The following is an 11,182-nucleotide window of genomic DNA, read 5'->3' as shown; positions in this document are numbered from 1 at the left end:
GCACGGTTTTTGGTTACTTTTTTCCACGAAAAAAAGTAACCCGCCGTAAGGGCGGAAAGGTGAATAAGCGTCACTACAAATAATGAATGCGCATATAAATTTCAAAACCAACTAATACAAAAATCCACAGATCAACAGCGCACTTCGAAAACTACAAGCCGCCGCACAACCACTATCACCAGCCAACCACCGCGAACAAGGGGAGACCGCAATCCCCCCCAAAACCTCAATGCCCACCCGAAGCCGGCCCCGCCTTGGCCGTAAACGGCGGCTTGGCAAACCACACCAACAAAATCAACGCAGCAAACACCCAGGTCAGCAAGGTGAAATAATCCACCGTCGACATCATGTAAGCCTGCCCGTTGAGAATCTGCTCAAGCTGCGCATAACTCTGCGGCCCCGCCCCGCCCAATTGCTCCAGCGTATGCCGAGTAGCCGGGTCGAACGTGCTGATGTGCTCACTCAGGTAAGCATGGTGCTGGTCGGCCCGGCGAATCCAGATCCAGGTCGTCAGCGACGCGGCAAAGCTGCCCCCCAAGGTACGCAGGAAGGTCGCCAGCCCCGAGCCGTCGGCGATCTGCTGCGGCGGCAGGTCCGACAGCAAGATGCTCAAGGTCGGCATGAAGAACAACGCAACGCCAATCCCCATGAACAGCTGAACCAGGGCAATGTGGGTGAAGTCCACCTCGCTGGTGAAACCCGCGCGCATGTAGCAGCTGGTGCCGATCGCCAGAAACGCGATGCCGGCCAGCAAGCGCAGGTCGAAACGGTGCGCGTACTTGCCCACGAACGGCGACATGATCACCGGCAGCAAGCCGATCGGCGCCACGGCCAGGCCCGCCCAGGTGGCGGTGTAGCCCATCTGCGTCTGCAACCATTGCGGCAAAATCAGGTTGATACCGAAGAACCCGGCATAGCCGCCCACCAGCACGATGGTGCCGACGCGAAAGTTGCGGTGCACGAACAAGCGCAGGTTGACCACCGGGTGTCGGTCGGTCAGCTCCCAGATGATGAAGATGGCCAGGAACACCACCGAAATGATCGAGCCGATGATGATGAACGACGACTCGAACCAGTCCAGGTCGTTGCCCTTGTCCAGCACCACCTGCAAGGCCCCTACCCCGACGATCAGGGTCAAAAGGCCGATGTAGTCCATCGGCTGGCGGCTGGTGACCACCGGCCGTGCCCGCATCTGCTGGCGCACCACCGCGGCGGCGAACAGGCCGATGGGCACGTTGATGAAGAAGATCCACGGCCAGCTGTAGCTGTCGGTGATCCAGCCTCCGAGAATCGGCCCGGCAATCGGCGCCACCACCGTGACCATGGCCAGCAGTGCCAGCGCCATCCCCCGTTTCGCCGGGGGGTACACGGCAATCAGCAAGGTCTGGGTCATCGGGTACAAGGGGCCTGCGACCACGCCCTGGAGCACGCGAAAGCCCACCAGCTCAGGCATCGACTGGGCGATGCCGCACAGGAACGAGGCCAGCACGAACAATAGCGTGGCCCAGATGAACAGCTTCACCTCGCCAAAGCGCCGGCTCAGCCAGCCGGTCAGCGGCAAGGCGATGGCGTTGCTCACCGCGAACGAGGTGATCACCCAGGTGCCCTGCTCGTAGCTCACCCCCAGGTTGCCGGAAATGGTCGGCAGCGCCACGTTGGCGATGGTGGTATCGAGCACCTGCATGAACGTGGCCAGCGACAGGCCGATGGTGGTCAGCAGCAGGCTGGGGGGCGTGAACTGCGCAGCGCCGCCCTGGCTCATCGCTGGGCCGTCTTGCCGGTGGCGCTGTTTTCGTGGATCAGCCGGGCGATCAACTGGTCAGCCTCGCCCAACTGGCGGTCATACACCTGGGTGGTGTAGCTGGCCTGCTGCGGCGGCTGCTGGGCCAGGGTCGGGCCGCTCTGGTCGTGCAGGTCGACTTCGGCCACGGTGGACAGGCCGATACGCAGCGGGTGGTCCTTGAGCTGCTCGGGGTTCAGGTGAATGCGCACCGGTACGCGCTGGACGATCTTGATCCAGTTGCCGGTGGCGTTCTGCGCCGGCAGCAGGGCAAAGGCACTGCCGGTGCCGGCGCCGAGGCTGTCGACGGTGCCGCTGTATTTGATTTCGCTGCCGTACAGGTCGGCGGTGATCTCCACCGGCTGGCCGATGCGCATGTCGCGCAGTTGGGTTTCCTTGAAATTGGCGTCCACCCACACCTCATCCAGCGGGATCACCGCCATGGTCGCAGTGCCCGGTTGCAGGCGCTGGCCCAGTTGCACGGTGCGCTTGGCCACGTAACCGGTAACTGGCGCCACCAGGGTGGTACGGGCGTGGTCCAGGTAGGCCTGGCGCAGCTCGGCGGCGGCGGCCATCACCTCGGGGTGCGAGGACACCACGGTGTCGTCCACCAGCGCGCTGCTGGTGTTGAGCTGCTGGCGGGCACTGTTGACGGCGGCCTGGGCCACGGTCAGGTCGTCACGCGAGTGGGAGATCTCTTCCTGGGCGATGGCGCCGCTGTCGGCCAGCACCTTGCGCCGGTTGTAGTTTTGCTGGGCCTTTTGCAGCTCGGCCTGGCGGGTTTGCAACTGGGCCTTGAGCGAATCGACGTTGCTGTACAGGCCGCGGGTCTGGCGCACGGTGCGCGCCAGTTTGGCTTCGGCGGCCTGCAGGGCCACTTCGCTGTCGGCCGGGTCGAACTGCAGCAGCACTTGACCTGCGTGCACCAGGTCGCCGTCGTCGGCACCAATGCTGGTGACGGTGCCGGTGATCAGCGGGGTGATTTCCACCACGTTGCCGTTGACGTAGGCGTCGTCGGTGCTTTCGTGCCAGCGCCCGACCAGGCTGTACCAGGCCCAGGCGCCGGCCCCGGCAACAATCAGGATGAGCAGCAGGCCGAGCAGCCAGGCCTTGCGCTTGCGCGTGTCCTGCGGGGCTGCCTGGGTGGGGGTGTCAGCGGAAGTGGCCATGACAGTACCTTGGAAAATGCGTGACAGGGATCAACGGTCGCCGAAACGGCGGATCGTCAGGGGGTCGCCGGCGCTGAGCAGCACCTTGGCCAGCAGGCCTTCGAGGGTTTTCAGCTCCTCGGGCTGCAGCACGCCGACCAACTCGTTCATTGCCGCCGCCCCTACCTGCGGCAGGCGGTCGGCCAAACGCTGGCCGTCGGCGGTGAGCGCCAGGCGCACCTGGCGGCGGTCGTCGGGGCAGCGGTTGCGCAAAATCAGGCCCTTCTGCTCGAGGCGGTCGAGCATGCGGGTCATCGAACCGCTGTCCAGGCCGAGGTAGCGGCACAGCTCGGCCGGGGTGTCTACCTGGTACTGGGTGACGATGATCAGCACCTTGAACTGCGCGGCGGTGACGCCGTCGGCTTCCAGATGCCAGTCGAGGATGCGGTCCTTCAGCACGGCGGCGCGGCCAAGCAGCATGCCGATGGCGCAGGTCTGGAAGTTTTCCGGGGTGAAATGGGCCATCGACGGATTGCTCGGGAAAGTGTGTAGAAATATTACTGCCTAGGCAGTGAATGTCAAAGCCTTGATTAGCGAGCTAACTAAAATTTCATGCAGGCGCCGGGTTTCGCCAAGCGCCGCCCGGGCAGATATGCTGACCCCTGCCCCGAGTCACCCGTTCAAGGAAATGCATGCGACTTGCCCCACTGGCCACCCTTTGCGCCCTGGCCCTGCTGACCACAGCCTGCGGCTCCTCTCACCCACCGGCTGCGCTCGCGCCAGAGATCGCCAGCGGTTACCGCAGCGGCCTGCAACCGGTACATGCCAAGCGCCACATGGCCGCCGCCGCCAACCCGCTGGCAACCGCCGCCGGCCTTGAAATGCTGCGCAAGGGCGGCTCGGCCATCGATGCCGCAGTGGCCATGCAGGCCGTGCTGACCCTGGTGGAGCCACAGTCCAGCGGCATTGGCGGCGGCGCCTTCATCCTGTACTGGGACGGCCGGCAGGTGCAGGCCTACGACGGTCGCGAAACCGCGCCGCAAGGTGCCAGCGCCACGCAGTTCCTGAGCCCGGACGGTACGCCCATGGCCTTTGCTCAGGCGCAGATCGGCGGGCTGTCGGTGGGTGTGCCAGGGGCGCTGAAAGCCCTGGAGCTGGCGCACCGGCAGCACGGCAAGTTGCCGTGGAAGACGTTGTTCGGCCCGGCCATTGAGCTTGCGCGCAACGGCTTTGCGGTATCCCCGCGGCTGCATGCATTGATCGCAGCCGACAAGTTCATCGCCCGCGCCCCTGAGCTTGCACGTTACCTGCTCACCCCCGAAGGCAAGGCGCTGCCGGTTGGCAGCCAACTGAAGAACCCGGCACTGGCCGACACCTTGCAAACCATCGCCAACGAAGGCGCCGATGCGCTGTATCAGGGCAGGCTGGCCCAAGCCATCACCCGGCAGGTGAACCGCCACGCCAACCCCGGCAGCCTGGCCCTGGCCGACCTTGCGGGTTACCGCGCCGTGGAGCGCCAACCGGTGTGCGCGGATTACAAGCAATGGCGCATCTGCGGCATGCCACCGCCCTCCTCCGGCGGCGTGGCAGTGCTGCAGACCCTCGGCATCCTCGAGGCACTGGGCCAGCGTGACCCGCGCCAGGACATCGCCCGCATGCCGCCAGTGCCGGCCGCCACACCTGCAGGCCTGGCGCCCGACGCCAACGCCGTGCACCTGGTGGCCGAGGCCGAGCGCCTGGCCTATGCCGACCGCGCCCAGTACCTGGCCGACCCGGGCTTTGTGCCGGTGAACGTCAAGGGGCTGACCAGCAGCGCATACCTGGCCGAGCGCGCCCGGCTGATCGGCGAGCGCAGCATGGGGCACGCCGAAGCCGGTGTGCCGCCGGGTGACAACCTGGCCCTGGCGCCGGACCGCTCGCCACTGCGCATCTCCACCTCGCAGGTTTCGGTGGTGGACAGCTTGGGTGGCGCACTGTCGATGACCACCTCGGTGGAGGCAGCCTTTGGCTCGCACCTGCTGGTGGAGGGTTTTTTGCTCAACAACCAGCTCACCGACTTTTCCTTCATTGCACAGGAGCACGGGCTACCAGTGGCCAACCGTATCGAGCCGGGCAAGCGGCCGCGCTCGTCCATGGCCCCGACGCTGGTGTTCGAGCGCGCCTCCGGGCAACTGGTGGCCACGCTCGGCTCGCCGGGCGGCTCGCAGATCATCCAGTACGTCAACAAGGCGCTGCTCGGCCTGCTGGACTGGAAGCTGGACCCGCAAGCGGCGGTCGATTTGCCGAACTTCGGCAGCCGCAACCTGCAGACCGAGGTCGAGGCCGGGCTGGTAGGGCCGCAGATCATTCAGCAGTTGCGCGCGCGCGGGCACGATGTGGCACAAATGCAGATGACTAGCGGAACACAGGTGATCGTGCGCGATGGCGAGGGTTGGGCGGCGGGTGCCGACCCGCGGCGTGAAGGCAGTGCTGCAGGAGATTGACGCCCCCTGTAGGAGCGGCCTCGTGTCGCGAAAGGGCTGCGTAGCAGCCCCCGCGATTTTGCATAAGTCCGAGATCCTGGGGCTGCTCTGCAGCCCAATCGCGACACAAGGCCGCTTCCCACAGGGATCGCACCAGCTTTTAGTACTTGAGCAAGACAGTTGCTCCCACAGGGATTGCATAAGCTTCAGGCCAGTGCCGTACCTGTAGGAGCCGGCTTGCCGGCGATGAGGCCGGTTCAGGCAGCCCAAAGGGCTGGGTGATCTCCTACAGGTGCTCAACCGGCCGCAGCTTCCACCGACACCCAGTAGCGGGTAAACCTGCGCACCTTCACCGGCAACGCCACCTCCAGCATGGCCAGGATGCGCTCGCTGTCCTCCAGCGGGTACGACCCGGAAATGTGCAGGTTGGCCACCCGCTCGCTGCAGCCCAATTGCCCCAGGCGGTAACGCGACAATTCGGCCACAAAGTCACCCAGGCGCATCTGCGACACCACCAGCATGCCGTCCACCCAGGCCGCGCGGTTCGGGTCCAGCGGTGCGATGGCCTGCCAGCCGCCGCGGGCAAAACGTGCCTGGTGCCCGGCCAGCAGCGACTGCCCGGCCACGCTGGCGCTGCCGCTGAACACCGAAACCAGGCTGAAACCCTCGAACTGGCGCACGTTGACCTGCCCGGCGCCCAATTGCAGGTCACCTTCGGCGGTGCGCAGGTAGAACGGCCGGCGCTCGTTGGCCGTCTCCAGCAGCAACTCGCCTTCCTGCAGGCGCACCAGGCGCTGCTGCCCGTCGAAGCGCACGTCGGCGGCGCTGCGGGTGTTCAGGTGCAATTGGCTGCCGTCGTCCAGGGTCAGGCGCCGGCGCTGGCCCACCGGGCTGCGGTAGTCGGCCATCAGCCCCGGCAACGGATTGTGCTGTTGCAGGCCCATCCCGGTGGCACTGGCCACGCCCACCAGCAGTAAGGCCTTGAGTGCCCGGCGCCGGGCCGGGGAGGGGGGCGCATGCAAGGTGGCATGCACCACCGGCGAGGCCACCCCGCGCAGGCGCTGGTTGACCTGCTGGATGTGCGCCCAGGCGCGCTGGTGCTCGCTGTCGGCCTGCAGCCAGTGCTCCAGTGCCAGGTGCTGGTCGAAGCCCTCTTCCTGGGACTCGAGCAGCCAATGCACGGCGCGTTCGGCCACCCGTGGCGAAAACTCGGCGTTCACAGGGCGAAGTAGCAGCGCAGAGCTGCTTTTTTCAGGTAGCGCTTGACGGTGGCCAGCGAGATACCCAGCTCGCGGGCGATCTCGCCCTGGCCCAGGCCGTCCACCTGGGCCAGCAGGAAGGCGCGCTTGACCAGCGGCTCCAGGCCATCGAGCAGGCGGTCCAGCTCCAGCAGGGTCTCGAAGATCAGCGCCTTGTCTTCCTCGCTCGGCGCTACCTGTTCCGGCACCTGGGCCAGGGCTTCGAGGTAGGCGCGCTCCAGTTCCTGGCGGCGGAAGTGGTTGCACAGCACGCGCTTGGCCACGGTGGCGAGGAAGGCGCGGGGTTCGACCAGTTGTGGCGCCTCGCGGGCTTGCAGCAGGCGCAGGTAGGTGTCCTGGGCCAGGTCTGCCGCGCTCTGCGGGCAGCCCAGGCGCCGCCGCAGCCAGCCGGTGAGCCAGTTGTGGTGGGCGAGGTAGAGGCCTTCGACAGTGGAAGAGAGGGCGCTGGACACCGGTGAGTCTCAACTGGAATTAAGAATTGTTCGCATTGTATGCGACAGATCCTGCCGTTCGCCAGCCCCCTCTGTGGACTGAACGTGGGAGCGGGCTTGCCCCGCGATAAGGCCCGATCAGGCAATACCGGTGAAGCGCCAGGCCTCATCGCGGGGCAAGCCCGCTCCCACGCTAACTGCATTCATCGCCGAACTTTGCTTATGAGAATCCAAATCATTACTATTGCACCCCCTTTCCTCGGACCACCGCGATGACCAGCAAAGCCGCCGGACTGCCCCTCAGCTATCGCCTGGCCGTGGCCTCGCGCTGCCTTGCCGCGTTGGTCGGCGGCTACCTGCTGGCCTCGCTGGTCAGCGTCAGCGGCGCGCTGTTGCTGCCCATGGCCCAGGTCGACGCCGCGCTGGTCGGCATGCTGCTGTCGTTCGTGTTCCTGGTGCTGGCGTTCATCTGGTGCTTCGCTTGCCGCAGTGCCTGGCGCGCCTGGCTGGGCGTGCTGCTGCCGAGCCTGTTGCTGGGGGCGATCAACGGGCTGGCCTACTGGATGAACAACGGATGAAAGAAGGCTTTCGCCAGGCCATGGCCTGGCTGCACACCTGGACCGGGCTGATTTTCGGCTGGCTGCTGTTCGCGATTTTTCTCACCGGCACCCTGACCTACTTCAAGGAAGAGATCAGCCACTGGAGCCAACCCGAGATCCAGGCCCACCCGCTGGACCCGGTGCACAGCCTGGGCCTGGCGCAACGCTACCTGCAGAGCCATGCCGGGCAGTCCGCCAGCTGGTTCATCCGCCTGCCCGGCGAGCGCGAGCCGGCCCTCGCGGTCGGCTGGCGCGACCCTGATGGCGGCGGGCGCCGCGGCTTTGTGCGCAAGCAGCTGGATGCGGCCGGCGGCCAGGAGGTCGAGGCCCGCGACAGCCGTGGCGGCGAGTTCTTCTACCGCTTCCACTTCGAGCTGCAGATGCCCTACCCCTGGGGCCGCTGGCTGTCGACCTTCTGCGCCTTCATCATGCTGCTGGGGCTGGTCACCGGCATCATCACCCACAAGAAGATCTTCAAGGAGTTCTTCACCTTCCGCCCCGGCAAGGGCCAGCGTTCGTGGCTCGACGGCCACAACGCCATCGGCGTGCTGGTGCTGCCGTTCCATTTGATGATCAGCTACAGCAGCCTGGTGCTGTTCATGTACATGGTGATGCCGGCCGGCATCCTCGCCAGCTACGGCGATGCCGGGCGCTACTTCAACGACTTGTTCGGCCGCGACGAAACCCCGGCCGTGGCCGGGGTGGCCGCGCCGCTGGTGCCGTTGCCGCAGCTTTACGCCAAGGTCCAGGCTCTGGAGCCGGGGGCGCATATCGGTTCGGTGCAGGTGCAGAACCCCGGTGACGCCAGTGCCCGGGTAACCCTGTCCCAGGCCAGCACCGACCACGTCGCCTACCGGCGCAGCGCCAACTGGACCTTCGATGGCGCCACTGGCGAGCTGCTGCGCCAGGGCGCGCCGGAAAGTGCGGCAATGATGACCTCGTTCACTTTCGCCGGCCTGCACATGGGCAACTTCGCCGGGCCCTGGCTGCGCTGGCTGTACTTCGCCTTCGGCGTGGCCGGCACAGCGGTGATCGGCACGGGCCTGGTGATGTGGCTGGGCAAGCGCCAGCTCAAGCACGCCAAAAGCGGCCACATGCCCGGCGAACTGCGCCTGGTCGAGGTGCTCAACATCGCCAGCATGAGCGGCCTGCTGCTGGGGGTGGCGGCGTTCTTCTGGGCCAACCGCCTGTTGCCGGCAGGGCTTGAGGGGCGCTCGGGTTTCGAGATCGACAGCTTCTTCACGCTGTGGGGGCTGGCGCTGCTGCACGCCATGCTGCGCCCGGGCCGCCGGGCCTGGGCCGAGCAACTGGGGCTGGGGGCACTGGCCTTCGCCTTGCTGCCGCTGCTCAACGCCATCACCACCGGCCAGGGTCTGAACCATTCCATTGCCGTGGGCGATTGGGCCATGGCCGGCTTCGATCTCACCGCCCTGGGCACCGGGCTGTTCCTCGCCTGGGCCGCCAGCAAGATGCTGCGCGCGCCCAAAGTGGCGGCCAAGCGCGCGCCACGGGCTGGCAAGGCGGCGGCAGAAACCGCGGAGGCGCACTGATGCTGGGCGTTGCGCTGATTGTTTTTTCCGGTTTCGCCGGGCTGTGCCTGGCCATGGAAAAGCACTTCGTCGAGCTGCTCAAACGCAAGCCGACGCTGCTTCAGCTCAAGGCCCTGCGCGCAGGTGGCTGGGCCTTGCTGGTGCTGGCGCTGGTACTGGCCGTGCAGGCCCAGGGCTGGGCGCTGGGCCTGGTGGAGTGGACCGCGCTGCTGATGGCCGGCGCCACCTTGTGGGTGTTCGGCCTGCCTTACCAGCCGCGCCTGCTGCTGGGCCTGGCGGCGGCCAGCCTGTTGCTCGGCCCGCTGCTGGCGGTGCTGGCTTGAGCGAACCCGGCGGGCTGACCGACCCCGAGGCCGACAACGGCAACGGGCGGGCGCGCTTCGTCCAGGTGTTCATGGCCCAGCGTGCGCGCATGGAGGCACTGGTCAGCCGGCGCATTGGCTGCCGCGCCACCGCCTCGGACCTGGTGCAGGACCTGTTCCTGCGCTTCTGGCGGCGACCCGAGGTCAAGGTCGAGGCCCTCGACACCTACCTGCTGCGCAGCGCCAGCAACCTGGCCATCGACTACCTGCGCAGCGAAGGCAGCCGTGACCGCGCGGCCGACAGCCTGCAGCACAACGACGGCGAGCCCGTCGCCCAGGCGCCGGAGCAGGCGCTGGAAGCGGCCCACGACCTGCAGTGCATCGAGGCCGCGCTGCGCGCCCTGCCCGAGCGCACCCGGCAGATCTTTTTGCTCAGCCGCATCCATGGTTGCACTTACGGCGAAATCGCCAAGGCCATGCAGTTGTCCCAGAGCGCGGTGGAAAAGCATATGATGCGCGCCCTCGAAGCGTGCAAGGCGAGTGTCGCCGAACCCGCCTCCCCACTGCGCCGGCCAGGGAGCGCCCGTCGATGAGCCTTGAACCGCCGATCACCGCCGAACAGTCACAGGCCGCCCTGCGCTGGCTGGGGCGCAACCAGCAGCCGGGCCAGGCCGACAGTGCTGCGTTCAAGCGCTGGCTGTTGCAGGATGCCGCGCACCGGCGCGCCTACGCCGAGGCCGAACAGCTGTGGCAATTGAGCGAAGCCCCCGCCGCGCGCCTGGCCGCCGAACAGCAGGCCGACCTTGCGCAGTACCTGGACGCCATCCACCGCCCGGCGCGCACAGCGCACTGGCGGCGCTTTGCCGTGGCCGCTTGCCTGGTGCTGGCGCTGGGCGGCGTAGCGGGCTGGCAGCCGCAGCACTGGCTGCAGGACCTGCGCGCCGACTACACCAGTGGTGAGCAGGTGCTCCAGGTGACCCTGGCCGACAACTCGCAGCTGACCCTGGACGCCGGCAGCGCCGTTGCTGTGGACTTCACCCAAGGCCAGCGGCGGGTCCGCTTGCTGCGTGGCGCGGCGTACTTTCAGGTGACCCACACCGGCGCGCCGTTCGTGGTGGCGGCCAATGGCGGGCAGGTGCGCGTACTGGGGACCCAGTTCGAGGTCCGTGAACAGGGTGCTGGCACCCGGGTTACGGTGCACAGCGGGCGGGTGGCGGTGACGCCGGTGCCCGGCGCGCCGCCCAGCGAGCTGACCGCCGACCAGCAACTGGTGTACGCCGACGGCACAGCCGGGCGTATCGAACAGGTCGACAGCGACAGCCGCCTGGCCTGGCGCCAGGGCTGGCTGAACTACTACCAGGTGCCGCTGGGGCAGGTGGTCGACGACCTGCGCCGCTATTACCCCGGGCGCATCCTGCTGCTGGACGATGCCCTGGCGCAGCGCAAGGTCAGTGGCAGCTTCCCGGTGGACGAGCCGCTGCTGGCGCTGGATTCGCTGGGCAAGGTGCTGGGTTTTGAGCGGCAAACCGTTCTGGGCCGCTTCACCGTATTGCGCTGAGGGCCCCATCGCAATCAGGTAGGCAAACGCGGTCCCTGTGGGAAGCGGCCTTGTGTCGCGATGGGGCGCGAAGCGGCCCCAAGGTCTTGGCCT

General features: G+C 67.0%; 11 protein-coding genes. 6 read left to right on the top strand and 5 right to left on the bottom strand.

All coding sequences use genetic code 11. The annotated features are described in order from the left end of the window. Nucleotides 1-226: 226 nt before the first annotated feature. Genes ACI2KK_RS10620 through ACI2KK_RS10610 form a run of 3 tightly spaced genes read right to left on the bottom strand, consistent with a single transcriptional unit; the run spans nt 227 to nt 3,453 of the window. On the bottom strand, nt 227-1,762 hold the full coding sequence (locus ACI2KK_RS10620; protein ID WP_404668900.1) for a DHA2 family efflux MFS transporter permease subunit: 1,536 nt from the start codon (nt 1,760-1,762) through the stop codon (nt 227-229). Beyond that, the gene (locus tag ACI2KK_RS10615; protein WP_404668899.1) at nt 1,759-2,949 is read right to left on the bottom strand and encodes an HlyD family efflux transporter periplasmic adaptor subunit; all 1,191 of its coding nucleotides are present in this window, start codon (nt 2,947-2,949) and stop codon (nt 1,759-1,761) included. The genes ACI2KK_RS10620 and ACI2KK_RS10615 overlap by 4 nt, the downstream gene beginning before the upstream one ends. Nucleotides 2,950-2,979: 30 nt before the next feature. Next, entirely contained in the window at nt 2,980-3,453 is a 474-nt protein-coding gene (locus ACI2KK_RS10610) for a MarR family winged helix-turn-helix transcriptional regulator (RefSeq protein WP_217838886.1), read from the bottom strand. A gap of 167 nt (nt 3,454-3,620) precedes the next feature. Here ACI2KK_RS10610 and ggt point away from each other — a divergent pair, with 167 nt between their 5' ends. Next, nucleotides 3,621-5,411, top strand: coding sequence for a gamma-glutamyltransferase (gene ggt, locus ACI2KK_RS10605; protein ID WP_404668898.1), 1,791 nt, complete (start codon nt 3,621-3,623; stop codon nt 5,409-5,411). Nucleotides 5,412-5,686: 275 nt separating this feature from the next. Here ggt and ACI2KK_RS10600 read toward each other — a convergent pair whose 3' ends face one another. Together ACI2KK_RS10600 and ACI2KK_RS10595 are read right to left on the bottom strand one after the other, a co-directional pair. Next, the gene (locus ACI2KK_RS10600) at nt 5,687-6,610 is read right to left on the bottom strand and encodes a FecR domain-containing protein (RefSeq protein WP_404668897.1); all 924 of its coding nucleotides are present in this window, start codon (nt 6,608-6,610) and stop codon (nt 5,687-5,689) included. After that, on the bottom strand, nt 6,607-7,101 hold the full coding sequence (locus ACI2KK_RS10595; protein WP_404668896.1) for a sigma-70 family RNA polymerase sigma factor: 495 nt from the start codon (nt 7,099-7,101) through the stop codon (nt 6,607-6,609). The genes ACI2KK_RS10600 and ACI2KK_RS10595 overlap by 4 nt, the downstream gene beginning before the upstream one ends. A 251-nt stretch (nt 7,102-7,352) precedes the next feature. Here ACI2KK_RS10595 and ACI2KK_RS10590 point away from each other — a divergent pair, with 251 nt between their 5' ends. The 5 genes from ACI2KK_RS10590 to ACI2KK_RS10570 all read left to right on the top strand — a co-directional run bounded on the left by ACI2KK_RS10590 (nt 7,353) and on the right by ACI2KK_RS10570 (nt 11,089). Further along, a complete protein-coding gene (locus ACI2KK_RS10590; RefSeq protein WP_369989778.1) occupies nt 7,353-7,658 on the top strand; it encodes a DUF3649 domain-containing protein in 306 nt (101 codons plus the stop codon). Beyond that, nucleotides 7,655-9,229 carry a PepSY-associated TM helix domain-containing protein gene (locus ACI2KK_RS10585; protein WP_404668895.1) on the top strand — a complete coding sequence of 525 codons (1,575 nt, stop codon included), beginning with the start codon at nt 7,655-7,657 and terminating at the stop codon, nt 9,227-9,229. The genes ACI2KK_RS10590 and ACI2KK_RS10585 overlap by 4 nt, the downstream gene beginning before the upstream one ends. Continuing rightward, nucleotides 9,229-9,552 (top strand): DUF3325 domain-containing protein, encoded by a 324-nt coding sequence (locus tag ACI2KK_RS10580; RefSeq protein WP_404668894.1) that lies wholly within the window; start codon nt 9,229-9,231, stop codon nt 9,550-9,552. Before ACI2KK_RS10585 ends, ACI2KK_RS10580 begins: the two co-directional genes overlap by 1 nt. A 71-nt stretch (nt 9,553-9,623) precedes the next feature. After that, nucleotides 9,624-10,124 carry an RNA polymerase sigma factor gene (locus tag ACI2KK_RS10575; protein ID WP_404668902.1) on the top strand — a complete coding sequence of 167 codons (501 nt, stop codon included), beginning with the start codon at nt 9,624-9,626 and terminating at the stop codon, nt 10,122-10,124. Continuing rightward, nucleotides 10,121-11,089 carry a FecR family protein gene (locus tag ACI2KK_RS10570; protein ID WP_404668893.1) on the top strand — a complete coding sequence of 323 codons (969 nt, stop codon included), beginning with the start codon at nt 10,121-10,123 and terminating at the stop codon, nt 11,087-11,089. The genes ACI2KK_RS10575 and ACI2KK_RS10570 overlap by 4 nt, the downstream gene beginning before the upstream one ends. Nucleotides 11,090-11,182 lie beyond the last annotated feature (93 nt).

The sequence above is a fragment of the Pseudomonas sp. NPDC089406 genome (assembly GCF_044900265.1).
In the GTDB taxonomy this organism is placed as follows: Bacteria; Pseudomonadota; Gammaproteobacteria; order Pseudomonadales; family Pseudomonadaceae; genus Aquipseudomonas; species Aquipseudomonas fakonensis.
This window is presented reverse-complemented; position numbering and strand designations above follow the sequence as displayed.